15 protein-coding genes are annotated in these 17836 nt (G+C 47.4%); 10 read left to right on the plus strand and 5 right to left on the minus strand.

Annotated features, from left to right (window positions below; all coding sequences use genetic code 11):
- Nucleotides 1-82 precede the first annotated feature (82 nt).
- The 5 genes from ovoA (at nt 83) to BLU57_RS08745 (ending at nt 6581) form a co-directional block, all read left to right on the plus strand.
- A complete protein-coding gene (ovoA, locus tag BLU57_RS08725) occupies nt 83-2197 on the plus strand; it encodes a 5-histidylcysteine sulfoxide synthase (protein ID WP_090319322.1) in 2115 nt (704 codons plus the stop codon).
- The gene (locus tag BLU57_RS08730; RefSeq protein WP_090319325.1) at nt 2194-3363 is read left to right on the plus strand and encodes a MalY/PatB family protein; all 1170 of its coding nucleotides are present in this window, start codon (nt 2194-2196) and stop codon (nt 3361-3363) included. Before ovoA ends, BLU57_RS08730 begins: the two co-directional genes overlap by 4 nt.
- 296 nt (nt 3364-3659) lie before the next feature.
- The gene (locus BLU57_RS08735) at nt 3660-4526 is read left to right on the plus strand and encodes a hypothetical protein (protein ID WP_090319328.1); all 867 of its coding nucleotides are present in this window, start codon (nt 3660-3662) and stop codon (nt 4524-4526) included.
- 393 nt (nt 4527-4919) lie between these two features.
- A complete protein-coding gene (locus tag BLU57_RS08740; protein ID WP_090319372.1) occupies nt 4920-5633 on the plus strand; it encodes an RDD family protein in 714 nt (237 codons plus the stop codon).
- A 747-nt stretch (nt 5634-6380) separates the two neighbouring features.
- Nucleotides 6381-6581, plus strand: a complete 201-nt coding sequence (locus BLU57_RS08745; RefSeq protein WP_090319331.1) for an NF038104 family lipoprotein — start codon at nt 6381-6383, stop codon at nt 6579-6581.
- Between the two features lie 90 nt (nt 6582-6671).
- On the opposite strand, the gene phoR is transcribed toward BLU57_RS08745, so the two are convergent.
- Nucleotides 6672-7979: a phosphate regulon sensor histidine kinase PhoR gene (gene phoR / locus BLU57_RS08750; protein ID WP_090319333.1), complete on the minus strand. Its 1308-nt coding sequence runs from the start codon at nt 7977-7979 to the stop codon at nt 6672-6674.
- A 133-nt stretch (nt 7980-8112) separates the two neighbouring features.
- The gene (gene phoB, locus BLU57_RS08755) at nt 8113-8835 is read right to left on the minus strand and encodes a phosphate regulon transcriptional regulator PhoB (protein WP_090319336.1); all 723 of its coding nucleotides are present in this window, start codon (nt 8833-8835) and stop codon (nt 8113-8115) included.
- A gap of 86 nt (nt 8836-8921) precedes the next feature.
- Between phoB and BLU57_RS08760 the strand changes: the two genes are divergently transcribed.
- Together BLU57_RS08760 and ubiE are read left to right on the plus strand one after the other, a co-directional pair.
- Complete coding sequence (locus BLU57_RS08760) at nt 8922-9332, plus strand: gamma-butyrobetaine hydroxylase family protein (protein WP_090319339.1); 411 nt, start codon at nt 8922-8924, stop codon at nt 9330-9332.
- A 51-nt stretch (nt 9333-9383) separates the two neighbouring features.
- A complete protein-coding gene (gene ubiE, locus BLU57_RS08765) occupies nt 9384-10118 on the plus strand; it encodes a bifunctional demethylmenaquinone methyltransferase/2-methoxy-6-polyprenyl-1,4-benzoquinol methylase UbiE (protein WP_090319342.1) in 735 nt (244 codons plus the stop codon).
- A 14-nt stretch (nt 10119-10132) separates the two neighbouring features.
- Here the strand turns inward: ubiE and BLU57_RS08770 are convergent, their stop codons facing one another.
- On the minus strand, nt 10133-11536 hold the full coding sequence (locus BLU57_RS08770) for a C13 family peptidase (protein WP_090319345.1): 1404 nt from the start codon (nt 11534-11536) through the stop codon (nt 10133-10135).
- Nucleotides 11537-11971: 435 nt separating this feature from the next.
- Here BLU57_RS08770 and BLU57_RS08775 point away from each other — a divergent pair, with 435 nt between their 5' ends.
- Entirely contained in the window at nt 11972-12922 is a 951-nt protein-coding gene (locus BLU57_RS08775) for a chemotaxis protein (RefSeq protein WP_090319349.1), read from the plus strand.
- Nucleotides 12923-13133: 211 nt separating this feature from the next.
- Here BLU57_RS08775 and BLU57_RS08780 read toward each other — a convergent pair whose 3' ends face one another.
- Nucleotides 13134-14294, minus strand: coding sequence for a PEP-CTERM sorting domain-containing protein (locus tag BLU57_RS08780; RefSeq protein WP_090319352.1), 1161 nt, complete (start codon nt 14292-14294; stop codon nt 13134-13136).
- A gap of 903 nt (nt 14295-15197) precedes the next feature.
- Between BLU57_RS08780 and BLU57_RS08785 the strand changes: the two genes are divergently transcribed.
- Complete coding sequence (locus BLU57_RS08785; protein WP_090319355.1) at nt 15198-15725, plus strand: DUF3617 domain-containing protein; 528 nt, start codon at nt 15198-15200, stop codon at nt 15723-15725.
- 81 nt (nt 15726-15806) lie between these two features.
- Here the strand turns inward: BLU57_RS08785 and BLU57_RS08790 are convergent, their stop codons facing one another.
- On the minus strand, nt 15807-16439 hold the full coding sequence (locus BLU57_RS08790; RefSeq protein ID WP_090319357.1) for a PEP-CTERM sorting domain-containing protein: 633 nt from the start codon (nt 16437-16439) through the stop codon (nt 15807-15809).
- A 1073-nt stretch (nt 16440-17512) separates the two neighbouring features.
- Between BLU57_RS08790 and BLU57_RS08795 the strand changes: the two genes are divergently transcribed.
- Nucleotides 17513-17836: helix-turn-helix domain-containing protein (locus BLU57_RS08795; RefSeq protein ID WP_176776402.1), on the plus strand; the 324-nt coding region annotated here is incomplete at its 3' end.

A 17836-nucleotide genomic window follows, 5' to 3' on the forward strand; every position in this document is an offset into this window, starting at 1 on the left:
TGTCCCGGTTAAAGTATGGCTTGAAAATCGCGAGGCGTTATAATACCGGTTAATAACTGAGTAAACTACTAAACATTATCCTATGCAACAAACCTTATTCCAAAGAACACCTCTGCTGGATGGTGACGATATCACCGCAAAACGCGCGGAAATCCGCGCTTATTTTCATGCTACACTGGATCGTTATGAGCAGCTTTTTGAAACGCTGCGCAGTGACGAAGCCTACTATAAAAAACCGATCTCACTGCGTCACCCGCTGATCTTTTATCTCGGCCATACCGCCACATTTTTCGTCAACAAGTTGATTCTTGCCGGATTGATCGCCGAACGCATCAATCCCCGGCTGGAATCCATTTTTGCCGTCGGTGTCGACGAAATGAGCTGGGACGATCTCGACAGCACGCACTACGATTGGCCGACCGTCGACGAAGTGCGCGCGTACCGCAAAACCATGCGCGCCATGGTCGACAAGCTGATTGCAACGATGCCGCTGGCATTGCCGATCACTTGGGAAAGCTCGTGGTGGCCGATTGTGATGGGGATTGAGCATGAACGCATCCACCTGGAAACATCGTCGGTACTGATCCGCCAGCACGCGCTGCATTTCGTGCAACCGCACCCGGATTGGCAACCCTGCCGCACATCCGGCGCAGCGCCGCAGAATGCTTTAATTAATGTTGCCGCCGGAACGGTTACGCTGCATAAAACCAGAACCAATCATCAGCACTACGGCTGGGATAACGAATACGGCTTGCACAGCGCCGAAATCGCCGCTTTTCAAGCCAGCAAATACTTGGTCAGCAATCAGGAATTCCTGGCGTTTGTCGAGGCTGGCGGTTATCGCACCGGCAGTTACTGGCCGGAAGAAGGCCGTTCGTGGCGGCAGTTCACACAAGCCGAGCATCCGACGTTTTGGGTCAAAAAAGGTAGCGACTGGTATCTGCGCTTGATGACCGAAGAAGTACCGATGCCGTGGGATTGGCCGGTTGAAGTCAATTATCACGAAGCCAAAGCGTTCTGTAACTGGAAGGCCGAAACGACCAAGCAACCGGTACGGCTGCCGACCGAGGACGAATGGTATCGGCTGTACGATACCGCGCAATTATCCGAAGTACCGCCGGACGCAAAAGCCAGCGGCAATCTGCATCTGGATTACTATGCATCGAGCTGTCCGGTCACCGAATTCGCGCAAGGCGAGTTTTTCGACATCACCGGTAACGTCTGGCAATGGACCGAAACACCGACCTACCCGTTCGAGGGATTCGACGTGCATCCGCTGTACGACGACTTCACCACGCCGACGTTCGATAATCAGCATAATTTGATCAAAGGCGGTTCGTGGATTGCCTGTGGCAACGAATCGATCCGCAGTTCGCGCTACGCCTTCCGCCGCCATTTCTTCCAACACGCCGGTTTCCGCTATGTCGTGTCGGATGCACCGGCCACGCTGCCGAGTTCCAACTACGAAACCGATAAAATGCTGTCGGAATACGCAGAGTTTCATTACGGCGATACGTATTTTGACGTACCCAATTTCTCCAAGGCACTGGCGGAAATCGCCATCGCCGCGATGGGCAATCGGCCTAAACATACCGCGCTCGACTTGGGCTGTGCCTCCGGCCGCTCGACTTTCGAGCTGGCCACCGTGTTCGATCACGTCACCGGTATCGACTTTTCCGCGCGTTTCATCGGCCAAGGCGTACAACTCGCACAGCAAGGTATTTTGCGCTATACGCTGACCGACGAAGGCGAGCTGGTGTCGTACAAGGAACGCACGCTGACCGGCCTGGGTTTGAATCACGTCAAACACAAAGTGGAATTTTTCCAAGGCGATGCCTGTAATCTGAAATCCATTTTTACCGGTTACGACCTGATTCTGGCCGCCAACCTGATCGACCGTTTGTACGATCCGGCCAAGTTACTCACTGGCATCCATACGCGCATTAACAGCGGCGGTTTGCTGATGATCACGTCGCCGTATACCTGGCTCACCGAACATACCAAGAAAGAAGCGTGGATCGGCGGGTTCAAGCGCGACGGTGAGAATTTCACCACGCTCGACGGTCTGAAAGAAATGCTCAGCCCGCATTTCCGCCTGGTTCAAGGCCCGCAAGCCGTGCCGTTCGTGATCCGCGAAACCAAACGCAAATTCCAGCACACGCTGGCGGAAGTCACCATTTGGGAGAAAATTTCTTGAGCGATGCGTTCGATTTCGACCGGGAAATCAATCGCGAAGGAACGCACAGTGTCAAATACGATGGACGGCAAGCCATGTTCGGTAAAGCCGATGTCATCCCGGCGTGGGTGGCGGACATGGATTTCGCCGCCCCGCCTGCGGTTACGCAAGCGCTAACCGAGCGCGCACAACACCCGATCTACGGTTACACCGTATTTCCCGATAGCCTGTATGACGCGCTGATCAGCTGGCTGCAACGGCGGCACGGCTGGACGGCACAACGCGACTGGATCGTGATGTGCCCCGGCGTGGTGCCGTCGATCAACGCCGCCGTGATGGCGTTCACGCAACCCGGCGAAGCCGTCATCGTCCAACCGCCGGTGTATTTCCCGTTCTTCTCCGCCGTCACGCAAACCGGCCGCAAGCTGATCCAAAACCCGCTGCGCATAGAAAATGGCCGTTACACCATCGACTTCGATCACCTGGAACGGTGCGCCAAGGAAGCCAAGCTGCTGTTGCTGTGCTCGCCGCACAACCCGGTCGGACGCGTGTGGTCGCCGCAAGAATTGCAGCAACTACAGCAAATCGCCACCCGCCACAACCTGATCGTGTTTTCCGACGAAATCCACCATGATCTGATCTACCCCGGCCACCGGCATCACGTGCTGGCCGCCATCGCCAATAACAACAACAACCTGATCACCGCCGTCGCGCCGAGCAAAACCTTCAACATCCCCGGCCTGAATTTATCCGCGCTGATCATCCCCGATAAAACCGTGCGCAACACTGTCACGCAAATCTTCAGCCAATTCCACGTCAGCGCTTCCAACCCGTTCAGCGTCGCCGCTTTCGAAGCTGCCTACCGTGATGGCGAAGCCTGGCTCACCGCATTGCTGGATTATCTGCAAGACACCCGTACCAGCATCGAACACTTCGTCTCGGAACATTTGCCGGACATGCGCGTGATCCCAGCCGAAGGCACCTACCTGCTCTGGCTCGACTGCCGCGAATGGCACATGACCGACGCGCAACTGAAATACTTTTTTATTCACGAAGCCGGCGTCGGCCTGAATCCGGGCGTGCAATTCGGCCAGGAAGGCAGCGGGTTTATGCGGTTGAATATTGGGGCACCGAGACAGACGGTTTTGGGGGTGTTGGAAAGGATCAAACGAGCTAGGTACGGATAATGTGCTCAGTAGCGAGCTTGCGAAACTAAACAAGTTTGGCATGATGATAACTAGGCAGTTAAATTTGGCAAATATATTCATAAAGAAGGAAATACAATGGACATCACCGTATTCGATTTCATTAATGACGTAATTGATTGCGTCATTTCGAACGTCTAATTCTAGTTAGATACCCAACTCCCATGGCTCGCTCCGTTTTTTACTCTTGGCAAAGCGACTCTCCCGCAAAGGTCAATAGATACTTGATCCGAGACTGTCTCACTCAAGCCCTTAAGAGGCTAAATCGAGATGCGGATATGGATGAGGCCATTCGTCTCGATCACGATACAGCGGACATTCCTGGTACGCCAGACATCGCCAACACCATATTTAGCAAGATTCGCGAAACCGGTGTCTTTGTCGCGGACTTAACACTTTTGTCACAAGCATCCACAGGAAAGAAATCACCAAACCCAAACGTACTAGTTGAGCTTGGCTATGCATTTAGCGCAATCAACGACTCAAAAGTCATTTCCGTGATGAACACGGCATTTGGGCAACCGAGTGATTTGCCGTTCGACCTGTCCCACAAACGCTGGCCAATTCAATACTGCCTATTGGAATCAGAAGCAGAAGACAAAACAAAGGTCTCCGATATAAAGAAGACTTTGACTGACCAACTCTACACCGCAATTCGGCTTGTACTAGAAGCGACGCCGCAAATGTCGTCGACTCCACCGAAACTTACTGGCGCGCCATCGTTAAGCTACATCGAGCATATAATTCAAGACTGCGACCCTCAAGAGGAATGGGAAAAGGTATCAACTGAGATATCGTCAATCGCAGTCAACAAGCGAGATGTCAATTTGAGATTGGTCATGAACTATCTGGATGAAGGAAAACAGTGCGACGACTTCCAAGAAGACTGGGCGAATCGACATCCAGATCGCCATGCCACTGGCTATTGGTGCGACACTTACTATGGTTCCACCCATGTCGCTAGAAACATTTTGGTTTCCGTGGATGGTGGTCGAGCTATGTTGCCGCTTCCGCGACAACGCGGAATCGATGGAAAGATTACAGAAGTACTGCCGTTCGACTACCGAATCGCACAGATATTCGATTCTCTTGGTAGCCTCGACGAATATATGGCCCGTTCAAGACTATCACTGGCATTCTCATGAGCTCGTAGGTTGGAGTGAGGAACGAACCCCAACATCAGCAAAATCACCAACTATTGAGCTTCTTCATCCACCAAGCCGGTGTCGGCCTGAATCCCGGTGTGCAATTTGGAACTAAGGGCAGCGGTTTTATATGACTGAATATTAGGGCGCCGAGACAGATCGTTTTGCGGGTCTTGGAAAAAATCAGATTGGCTATACATCAATGGTGTTACGTTCCCAAACTTGGAGAACGAAATAAATTTGGCATGATGACAAAGCTGAATGGGTCAATTAGTTGGCAGTAAAAGAAAGCGCCATAAACCGTCATATTTTAGATTTCATTTATGACGTATTATATTGCGACATTTTGAACGGGCGATTTTAATCATAGCATTGGAGCAAAGGGAAAATTCGATGTTTTGTACGCAATGTGGCAAGGAAATAATAGATGATGCGAAATTCTGCGGACATTGCGGAGCGCCTCTGGAAGCCACGGATCAGAAAACGCTGCAAGAACCCAATGTAGTTTTATCCACTACCTCGCCCATGCCAATACAGGCTGCCGCTTCTGTTGCCCAAATTCGCCCGTGGGTTCGATACTGGGCGCGTATGTTCGACCTCTACTTGATCTCCATCGTCAGTGGCATAGCCATCAGCATCCTCTATCCAGACGCGTTCAGCGAGCAGACTAGTGATCAATTTGATCAATTGTTCGGGCTTGCCGTATTTTTTGCTTGGGTGTTCATCGAATCGTTATTCCTTTCTACAACAGGTACAACGCCCGGCAAGTGGCTTTTCAAAATCCGCCTTATTCCACTTTCAGGAGAGACAGCGGATTATTCAACTGCTTTCTCAAGAAGCTTTAAGGTTTGGTGGCTCGGTTTTGGTATTGGATTTCCACTCGTCAGCTTCATCACGCTTTTAGTGTCGTATAACAAATTGACAAAGAACGGCATAACCCGTTGGGACAGAGATAGTGGATTCACTGTTACGCATGAGCGGATTGGCCCGCTACGGGTGATTTTTGCTATCGCTTTCTTTGTTAGCTTTTTGCTTCTTGCCGCCATCGGAAACACAATCGATATCGAACAAATAATTCCAGTTGACTCTACTGCGTTGCATGTTTGAGCTTTGCTGTTAGGTTGGAGTGAGGTACGAACCTCAACAATAACTCAGCATCGGCGAAACCGCCAACCGTTGGGTTTCATTTGATCCAACCCATCACCTACGGGCTAAACTCCCGTCCGGAAAACAAGACTCCGTTGCTTTTCCACTGAACACTTCTTCAAGGTTTCTCATGCAACAACTTTAAATCGTATCCGGGATTATTGACCATTACATCTTTTCCCGCAGGTTCACGATGTGTTCATCTGGATTGAGGCATAGTTCTCGCATCAGTCTACGAAGCGAGGTGTCGTCATGAACATCAAATGTCCGGTCTGGAAATTGAGTGTTATGGTTGGTGTTGTTGTCATCATGTCGGGTTGTGTGTCTTTCGAGGAACAACGGCGAAGCATGGTCAACTATTGCTACAAACTGGGTTTCAAATATGATTCACCGAAATTCTCAGACTGTATTGCGCAATTGGAACAACAAATTGGTCTTTCGCAACAATGTGCCGGAGCATTTCGTTATGGTGTTCCTAATACCTGTGGTAGTTGCATGTCCCAAAGACTGCGTTGAATGAGGTGTCCGGAATGCAATAAAACCATCGCGATCCTTGATCTGTGACGAACCATGGCATATTCATTCAAAGCCCGCAGGTTAGACACCAACACCAACGAAACCGCCAACCGTTGGGTTTCTATCTATGATGTTAACAAGCAGACCAAAAAACAGCCGTTATAGCTTAATAACTGCCATAATCACATACATATGTTTTCCACTTTACGATTACTCATTGCAGCTCTATTCCTGTTTCATTTGACAGGATGTGCTGTCGTGGCGGTTGCCGATGCTGCCGTCACGGCTGCTGCGACGGCAGTCAAAGTCACGGTTAAAGCGGCTGGTGCTGTTGCCGACGCAGTTATTCCCGACAGCAAGGAAAAAGACAAAAACACGGAACCGGATAAATAAGCATCGCTACAGCATTCTTCCGTTGAATCAATCGGGAAAGCTTAATACGAAGGTCACGCAAAAAAAGCCAACGCAGACCGTCCACAAGCATCACGCACCCGCCGATACCAGCCGTTTGGTGGGAAACCAGATCGTGAACCGGCTGCCTTTGCCGACTTGACTGGTAATTTCGAGGCGTGCCTCGTGCCGGTTCAATACATGTTTAACAATCGCGAGTCCCAGTCCGGTGCCGCCGGTTTCGCGCGAGCGGCTGCTATCAACGCGATAAAAGCGTTCCGTTAAACGGGGAATGTGTTCCGGTTCGATGCCGATGCCGCTATCTTGCACCCAGAATACCCCCTGCCCGTTGCGTTTCTCCCAGTTGATCGTAATTTCACCCCGATCCGGGGTGTAGCGAATGGCATTGCTGATCAGGTTGCCAAATGCGCTGCGCAATTCTTCCTCGCTGCCCAATAATTGATCTTGTGCGGCAACATTCAATTTGATTTGGTGGCGGCCCGCGCTGAGCGATTCCGCGTCTTGTAGAACAGCATGCAGCAAATTCACGACATCCACGGTCTTTTCGCTCACTTTATTTTGTTCATTTTCCAGGCGTGACAAAATCAGTAAGTCTTCAATCAGCCGCTGCATGCGAAATGTTTGTTCCGTCATTAAGGCCAGGGCACGCTTATTGAAACCGGTATTGACCTGCTCATCGGCTGATAAGGTTTCAAGAAACCCGCCAATGACGGTGAGCGGCGTGCGCAACTCATGAGACACGTTGGCAATAAAGTCGCGCCGCATCGTTTCTATTTTTTCAAAACGCGTGATATCGCGGCTGATCAGCAGTTTCTGGTTATAACCATACGGCACCAATTGGAGTGAAACGATAATACCGTGTTGGCGCGTTTGTTTCAGAATCAAAGGATTGCTGAACTGACCCGCGGCAAGATACGTCACAAACGGGATTTGTCTAACCAGATAGGTAATCTGCTGCCCTGCATCCAGCGACAGATTAATTCCCAAATGCTGTTCGGCGATTGGATTACACCACTCAATCCGGTCATGTTCATCCAGAATCACAATGCCGTCAGGCATCGCGGACGTGACACTTTGCATGCGCTCCAGCGCCAAACTGAGTAACTCCTGGCTTTTGCTATGCTGGCGCACATAACGCGCCAAATGGGCAAAGACATCATCCCAGGCACCGGAACCCGCCGGAATACTGCCCGGCGTATGATCCGAGAGTTGCAGCCAGCGCTCCAATGCAACGATGTGACGGATATGATGAAACACCATCCATAACATAACCACGCCGAAGAAAAACAAAGCATTCGCGGCTCCAAACATCATCCACAGCAACGCGGTAATGAAGATGACGAAAAGAATGTTGGAGGAACGCTGCCAGATATCGGACACTTAATAAATCCTGAGAAAAGTCATTAGGTGAAGAAAATTCCGGCTGAAATCATTTTGAGAATTTGCTGCCGCATTGGATAGACAATCATAACTTTGCATTTTTTCTTTAATCAATCGGCTTCGTGATCAAGGCTTAAATGTCAGAACCGGAATCTTTGACTGACTGCACGGCTGTGGCAGAGAACCGGTAACCCGCGCCGCGGACAGTTTGTATCCATTCATCCTTACCCGCCGATTGTAACGCTTTGCGTAACCGGCGAATATGCACGTCGACGGTCCGCTCTTCAACAAATACATGATCGCCCCAAACCCGGTCAAGCAATTGATTGCGTGAATAAACCCGTTCGGTATGCGTCATCATAAAATGCAGTAAACGATATTCTGTCGGCCCCAATTCAATTTCCTGGTTTCCGGCTGTCACGCGGTGATTCACCGGTTCAAGCCGCAAACCATCGATTTCAACCGCCTCGTCGGATGCCTCCGGAATCAATCTGCGCAGCACGGCATTGATACGCGCAACCAGCTCACGCGGCGAGAACGGCTTGGTGATGTAATCATCCGCGCCCATTTCCAAACCGGCGACTTTATCCGTTTCCTGCGTGCGCGCGGTGAGCATGATGATCGGAATCAAACGTGTGCGTTCGTTACGCCGCAGCACCCGGGCAAATTCAACGCCACTCATTCCAGGCAGCATCCAATCCAGCAGAATCAGATCCGGCAAAGCCGCCGTGATCAGCGCCATGGCTTTCTCGGCATTATCCGCGCAAACTGTCTCGTAACCGGCTTGCTGCAGATTATAAGTGATCAACTCCTGTATCGCAGCTTCGTCTTCCACAATCAATATTGTTGCCGTCATATAAATTCCTGTATCGATCAATTTTTTCCGTACAGTTTGCTACAATGCACCCCATCAGCTTTTAATCCCAATGCAGTGAATACGACATGGCCGGTTTAACCAAAGACACTCCTTATCCGACTGAAATTAAGTTACACCAAAAATCCAGAATTCTGGATATCACTTTCTCCGATGGTAAAACTTTCCAATTTCCCTGTGAATTTTTGCGCGTTTATTCGCCCTCTGCCGAAGTCAGCGGACATGGTCCCGGGCAGGAAGTGCTGCAAACCGGTAAGAAAATGGTCAGTATCGTCAAAATCGAGCCGGTTGGTAATTATGCCATACAGCTTAATTTTACTGACGGCCATAATACTGGGCTTTATTCATGGGACTTGCTCTATAACTTCGGTCTTAATCAGGATAAAATGTGGCAGCGGTATCTGCAACGCATGGACGAAGCAGGCGCCAGCCGTGAACCCGCAAGCCGGGCGAGTACTGCGCAGCATTCCTGCAAGTAAATTTTTACCAGTCATCATTCAGCCATCACTCTCTAAAATTCAATTCCCGTCATGACAAAAACTACTCATTTTGGCTTTAATACTGTTGCAGAAGAAGAAAAAGCCGGCAAAGTCGCGGAAGTATTTCATTCCGTAGCGGAACGCTATAACCTGATGAACGATTTAATGTCGGCAGGCCTGCACCGCGTGTGGAAGCGCTTTACCATTGAAGTCAGCGGCGTTAAAAAAGGTGATAAGGTTTTAGATATCGCGGGCGGTACCGGAGATTTAAGCGCGCTCTTTTTGCAAAAAGTCGGCAAGTCCGGTGAAGTTTGGCTGACCGACATCAACAATTCCATGCTTTCCATCGGCCGTGATCGCATGATCGATGAAGGCACGCCCACCCCCGTAGCGCAATGCGATGCTGAAAAACTCCCCTTTCCCGACAATTATTTTAACTGCGTGAGCGTTGCATTCGGTCTTAGAAATATGACGCACAAGGATGTCGCACTCAAAGAGATGCTCCGGGTCATTAAGCCGGGCGGAACGGTTATTGTGCTGGAATTTTCCAAAGTCTGGAAACCACTGCAACCCGCCTATGATACCTACTCGTTCAAGTTACTTCCGGCCATGGGAAAAGTAATTGCCGACGATGCGGAAAGTTACCGGTATTTAGCAGAATCGATCCGTATGCACCCTTCCCAGCCGGAATTAAAAGAACTGATGGAACAGGCCGGTTTTGAACGCGTGGAGTATTTCAATTTGACCGCAGGTATCGTGGCGCTCCATCGTGGATACAAGTTTTAAGCATAAAACTGCCATTAAGGAGCGGCGCTACTCACAATATCCCGCTCCAGCAATTTCAATTTTTCTTTCATCAAATTACCGATGAATAATTGCGGTTCGGATGGCGTAAGGTTTTCGTAGCGCTCACGTTGCCGGATTCTTTCCATCGCCTGAATAAAGTGTTCAACGAACTGGTAAGGCTTGTCTTCCAGATTTTTAAACAGCGCCTCACCAAAATAAGTATATTCATTTTCGTTTGAACAGCCAAATGAAGCCTTATCCGGTGCGGCTGCGGTAAAAATCAGACTGTATTCGTTTTGCAGTGCCTTGATAAAACCACCGGAGTAACACGCCGAAATCAAGATAATACGCCAGCGGATATCGGCATCATCCAAATAGGCTCTGATATCTTCCGGGCGGATATTATTCAGATCAAGCGGCCACATTTGCACCGCAAGCTCATGATCCATCGATCCGTGGCTGGTCAAATAGAGCAGCGCCACATCTTCGTCAGGATTCATTTTGCTGCCGATATGCTTTAATGCAATTCTCAGATTCGTCGAAGATGCCAGCGGTGTTGTATCCAGTGTTTTGAGGTTATTAATCAATGCAACAGAGCGTCCCGATGTGCCCAGGCGTTCGTCCATGACACGCTGCACATGTTCAATTTCCTTCATGAAGACATCCTGAGAAGAGTCAGAACCAAATCCTATAAAGAAAAGATCATTGACGCCTGTAATACCGGGTTTTATCGGATCCAGCGCGTTGTTCAGAAGCCGGTATTGGCTGTAATAAACATGTTCCTGATTGACTTCATGCAGCGCGCCAGTGGAATACGCGGCCAATTCATTATCTTCGTCATACCCTTCGTACCAAAAGCTGAATGATAAATTGACCAATGGATACGAAGCACCCAGCCAAAGCGCGGCAATCAATGCCGCCTTGGCTTTGTTCCATTCCAGTAATTGCAGCGCGATATAAAAACAAACCGCTAAGGCCCATGCGATAAAAGCGACATAACCGGCGACCAGAACCGTCACCGGCAGATAGGCTAAAAGGGCGAAGGAAATCAAATAAAGCGCTGGCAGAACACAATAGGTAATGACCAGAATCCTGAGTAAATCGCTTTGGTCTCCGGTTAACTTCGCAAAAACATACCCTACTACCAGTGCAATCAGTAGCTTAACGCCCAGATAACCCAGACCGGATAGATCGAAAACAGGATTGGGTGTAGCTGCGTATGAAACAACCAGTGCCGTAAGGGTATAAAAACCCAGCAGCAGAATAAACTGATCGTAAGAGACGGTTATCCGATCGATCGCATGGCGGCGGAAAGCCAGTAATTGAATACCGCAATAAAGATTCAGAAAAAGTATCCGGACTTCCTTGATTAACGCCGAGTGCTTTGATTCTTTGGGAATGCTCGTATATACATCCATTCTTCTCTCCGGATAACGATCAGTTACTACAGCGTGCTATGTACGGCATTAATTGATTTGAATATAGGTGTAGTGACAGCCGATTCCGGCAAAATTACCGCCCAGCCTCATTGGGTCTACGTTCTATTAAATCATGAAAAAACAAGGAGAATCGGCATTAATTCAGATAATCCCCGTGAAATAAAGTTCAGCCGCGAAATGACATGCTTCATTGACCTGTAGTATCGCTGTCAGCCTTACAGTAAAACGGATCCATGTTCATTTTGCAGAAATTCATACACCTTTTGAAAACGCAAAGAAGCGGGCATTTTATAGCGTTGCTATCGTTTTTCCATTAATAATCGATACGATACACTGCCCCTATTGATTCAAATTCTCTACCGGATAGATGGATAGTCCGGATTTAACACATTCGATACTTGCGGAGCGTATTTTATGAACACAGCATTGCACGAAATTGACGAACGCACTAATTTGACTACCAGTAATAAGTTCGAACTGTTGCTGTTTAGACTGGGCGAAGCTTCCAACAACGGCCAGCGGGAATTATTCGGTATCAATGTATTCAAAATTCGTGAAATTCTGGTCATGCCCACCATCACCGAAATCGCCAACGCACCTCCTGAAGTGATGGGCGTAGCCAATATTCGGGGTCAAGTGATTACCGTGATCAACTTACCTAAAGTGGTCGGCTGTACGCCGAAAAAAGGACTTCCGATCATGCTGGTCACTGAGTATGCACGCTCGACCCAGGCATTCGCCGTCGAAGAAGTCAATGAAATTGTGCGTCTGGAGTGGAATCAAGTGATTGCTGCAGAAGGCAAAGGCGGCAAATCGGTCACCAGCATCGCTCGTATCGACGGTAACACAGAAAACTCCCGGCTGGCGCAAGTATTGGATGTTGAACAGATACTGCGTGATGTGCTCCCTTCGCAGATTGCGGAAATATCACTCGATAAAATCGGCCCCGAGATCAAATTACCCGATGGACAAGTCATTCTGGCTGCCGACGATTCGCCACTGGCACGCAGCATGGTTGAGAATGAACTCAAAGCGCTTAATATTCCTTATGTCATGACCAAAACCGGACTGGAAGCCTGGAATCGCATTCAATCCATGTCGGAGGCTGCCGCAACCGAAGGCAAGACGATTCAGGACAAGGTTGCGCTGGTCCTGACCGATTTGGAAATGCCGGAAATGGATGGCTTCACACTAACTCGTAACATCAAGAGTGATCAACGATTCAAATCAATCCCGGTCGTGATTCATTCTTCATTAACGGGTGAAACCAATGAAAAACACGTCAAATCGGTCGGTGCTGATGCTTATATCGCCAAATTTGTCGCTGAGGAATTAGCGGAAACAATCCGCAAGGCATTGCGATAACAGTATTTCCCAATGATCCGCTGAACTGGCAGGGTAAGTACACTGAAATCATTATTCAGCATCTTACCCTTTCACTGCCATGGTAAATTTACAGCAAAGTGAACACAGTGGAGTTCCGCTGCCTACCACGCTCAACCGCTTCTGATTGCTTTAACCATTCATCCATCAAGGCGCAGCCGTAAATAGCCTTGATGCATCATTTGCCAACTGGTCAAACGACTTGTTGGCCGCGGCGCAGCACGAAACCCATCAATCCCAAGCCGACTAACAGCATGGCGTAAGTTGCAGGTTCTGGTACTGCAACGATGGGAGAAAGCAGGAATGCCCGGGAGCCGCCGCCGGGAGCGCCTTCCAAATGTCCCCAGCCGATGATCTGGCCGTGATTGTTGATGCCGACAGCCGAAAGCTCGCTCCATCCGGCTTCAACGACCGGTGCCAGCAAGGAAAGATCGGTTATAGTACCTTCGCTATAGAGGAAGGCACTGCGAATACAATTGTCGCAATAACTGTTTATTCCCCCCACGACTTGCCCAATATCATTGATAGCATCCGCGCGGCTGTCAATCGGCGTACCTAGACCGGCCATACCAGTGCCTCCTGCGCCAGTGATGAATGCTTGCACAAACTGATATCCGTCAAAGTCATTATAAAATCCGGAAAATCCGACGACCTGTCCTGAATTATTAATAGCCCGCCCGATACTATCTGTCGTTCCGCCAAGAGTGGTCAAATCGATCATTCCTGTGCCGTTTTCGCCGGTTATAAAAGCGTGCTGTATGGTTGTATCCGAAATGGAAGCAACGCCCGTTACTTGCCCTGAATCGTTGATGCTAAAGGCCGCGCTATAATCCCCGCTCAAAGTTCCTAGATCGGTCATTCCCACGCCGTTTGGGCCCGTGATAAAAGCGTGATACGCTGCATTTCCCGCAGTGGAAGAAACCCCGACTACTTGCCCCCATTTGTTAACGCCATAAGCAATGCTGTAATCTCCACCCAAGGTACCCAAATCAGACATTCCCACGCCGTTCGGCCCGGTAATGAAAGCGTGCAGGTCGCCCGAGCCTGTCGAGGAATAACCAACTACCTGCCCGGCATTATTGATGTCCGAAGCATAGCTTCTGCTTCCGCCAAGGGTATCCAAATAGCTCATTCCTATCCCATTTGCTCCGGTTATGAAAGCACGATCCACTCCATTACCATTGCCCACCACTTGCCCGGAATCGTTGATCGCTTGGGCAACACTGTATGTTCCGCCAAGAGTGCCCAGACCTACGATCGACCATTCCGCACTCGCAACCGCCGGAATTGAAGCTGCCAAAATTCCAGTGAATAAGATTGTAATGCGTTTAAGTTTTGGAAGATTATTGCTCATTATTATTCCCCTTTGAGTAGATGTATTGACTTGCAATTAGGCCGATCATCAAAGTCAATCGTTAATCTTAGTCAACATGACAACTCTATTTTCTAATGATTGTTTGAACTGACTCTGAGTACTAGCCGATTGGAATAGTAATGTTCACTACTTTGAATAATGGAGCAGAATAGCGCCCAATTCACCCGCTATTTCTCAAATAGTTACCCACCATTCTGGCGATACATAAGAAAAAAGCGCATTTATTTATTAGAAATAAGCGAGTTATATTCATTTTTTCTTACACTACAACTTATCGTAACAATTAGAATAATTGTAGTAAATTTATTACACACCCATAAATTTTTCTAATCTCGTATATTTTTATTATTCTGATATATCAATTATCTATAGTTTAATTTTAAAACATAATATCAGATTTATCCGGTCAAATATCAATTAGCTTTCTAAGACCCTTAAATTTTATCGGCAGTATCAGATACCTTCTGTGCGGTGTCACACATAATCAGAGAGTTAACCTAACTAGAGAATTTTGGATGACTTGTTCAGCGATTTACCGGCAGTATCGAGGTAATCCAGGTTGACAAGACAAATCCAATCTCTGAAATTGTCATTGATGCAAGATTCGAGGTATCGCGTTTCAGCACCCCGCATTGCGCAAACGGATATTTAGTAACAAATGAATGTTATAACTGACATAGTTTAATGAATCGATCCGGCGCGGATAACGCTATCAATATTACGATCCATTCAAATGATTAATCTTTAAATCAAATATATAAACGTAGCATCAATAAAAATTTCCAGTGATTTTTCCTATATTTTCCTATAGTCAGCTAAACTTACTAAAACTTGAAATTCGCAGACCATAAAATGGCTTTGAAAAGGAAATGTGAAGGATCCATGCATCAAATTATTATTTCAATCTTGTTTACCCTGACGATAGTTACTTCCAGCATGGCTCACCAGCACATCCGCCCAGGATTATGGGAAATCACCACTCGCTCCGATCTGTTGGCATTAGTACCTCATATTCCTTCAGAACAGATGCAGCAATTGCATGATCTGGCCAACCGCTATGGCTTTAAATTGCCAAAAATAGAAAACGGGGCAGCTGCAGCAAAAATCTGCATCACCCCGGAAATGGCCAAACAAGAAATTCCCGTATATTTTTACGAAAATCGTTCCGGTTGCGCGGTACAGAATGCAACGCGCAAGGGTAACAATTATCAGTTGGAGCTCGTTTGCTCAAACCAATATTTTCAGGGAGATGGCGTAGCGCAAGGTACTTTCACCAGTCCTGAAAGTTTCTCAGGAAATACCGAATTCGACAGTACCGTGGGCGGGACTCCGATGCATGCAACGGCAGAAACGCAGGGGCGTTGGATTGGCGAGCACTGTACTGCTGTTAATCCACTAACCATAAGATAAAAAAGAAGATTTACTGAGGGATTGTGATGGCATGACCACATGTCATGCCACAGGGAGCGTGAGTATTTGATGCCATCGCTATTACAATGCGTGCAATGCAATGGCTTGCTTTCTGCGTCGCGCGATGAAACCCAGAAAAATCAACCCAGACAACAGCATGGCATAGACTCGCGGTTCTGGGACCGGAGAAATGGGCATATTGAACGCAGCGCCGCCAAAAATAGCAACATCGCCTTTGGTTGAGGCGGGATTATGCAGGCCAAGTTGTACAATTTTTAACGAATGTACAGCGGCATCCAGTTCAGTAACTACTAAAATCCTGTTTCCTCCACGGTACATATCATAGGTGCCGACATCAATACCATCCACAAAAAATTGCGCGAAGCCATCGTTATGATCTCCAGCCATAACGAAACCGACACTGTTGCTAACTACCGAAAATGAAGTAGTTGCTTGACTGGTTCCAGGTATGCCTGCAGCCGAGTCATCAAACAGCCACAATTCCCGTATTCCGCGCCCGCCTGTTGGTCCATCACCGGTGACAGTCCAATCGATCCCGCCTTTTCCGGCATTTCTATATTCAATAACCGGATTTCCATCGATATTCAATGGATTTCCATTGCGTTCCGCTGCACCCAATGGAATCCACTCTACGGAAAAAGCGGATGCGTGTGAACTGAGTAGCAGTAGTGTGATTACTAAAATTCGTGTCATTTTCTATCTCCGGTAACAAGGCAATACAGCTCTATCAATGGTAGGCACATCAAACTTGAAGGAATTACCGCTTTTCTACAATAAAAGCTAACAAGTTTAACTACCTAAAGCTTTGAGTTTATTTTAACTGTTCAAAGGTACAGTATAGGTTTGTTATTTTATTAAAACTATAAGCAATTATTCCCTTTTTGCTAGGACATCCGTATCACTTGATCCGGTACATTTGTAATGATACCTCAAGGCTATAATGAGCATTATTAACTCGATACTTGAATTCAATTTTAAGAACACAGAGGGATTTCCCTGTTATTTCTGGAAATCAAAACAAAACTCATCCGAACCAGATAACTATACTAAATGCGCGAATTCCACCCATTTTGATGGTTGAGTTTCGATCTTGATGTATAAAGCGCAATACCCGATATGTTTAGTGTAAAACCTGAAAATTTGATTGGAACCTTGGTTATACTAATTTGCCCTATAGGGGTAATCAATTCTACTTAGACAGTGTCGCAGTCTAAGCAAGATGCGAAAATTTGAAAAACTAATCTACCCTCTTTTTAAATGAAAATTATCTTGGAATTAATTTTATTTATTGTTGTTTTAAATATTTTTTTCAAAATATTTGCGGAACTACTTGGCGGCATGATTAAAACAGGCATTTGAGATTAGCTAATTACTTATGGTTCGTTTCTAAGTACATCAAATAAAGTAAAAGTGGAAATAAAAAAGCCGGTGTTCTCAATTTTATAGAACACCGGCAAAATATAAGGAGTAAAACTAATGAAACAACTGACAGACTATATTTCTGATCAAAGAAATGAGTATGACACAGAAAAATACTTCTTATTACACTTTAAGAGTTTGCGCTCTAATTTTAATGTATTTTCAGAAGACTTTACTCAGCATTTGAACTCAATGTTAAATTCATGCTCGCAGTAACCCCAGGCAGATAAGCAAAGGACGCGCATCGTACCAAGTGAGTACAACGATAACTATTGGTAAATCTATTGTTTTTAAATAAGGTGTAAGAATCCCTAGCGTTGTTTACAGTATTCAGGAGAATACTGTAGATGAATATACACAAACGTACTCGCTTAACATTATTGGATCGTCAGGAAATCTGGCGGCTATATCAAACCCGGTTGTGGAAGGTAGTTCAGCTGGCAGAACACTTCCACGTCAGCCGTCCAACGATTTATGACGTACTGAAACGAGCCAGGCTACAGGAATTTGTCCCGCGTAATAGTACCAACCAACGGTTCAAGACGTTGCAGTACGGCCTTAAACGTCTGGCCAAGGTCGAGCAAACCATCCAGGAACGTCTCAAACGTGAAGCGAAGCGCTATAACAAATCTTACCCGGGCGAGCTCGTTCATTTCGATACCAAGCGGCTT

The sequence above is a fragment of the Nitrosomonas oligotropha genome, from assembly GCF_900106555.1.
In the GTDB taxonomy this organism is placed as follows: domain Bacteria; phylum Pseudomonadota; class Gammaproteobacteria; order Burkholderiales; family Nitrosomonadaceae; genus Nitrosomonas; species Nitrosomonas oligotropha_A.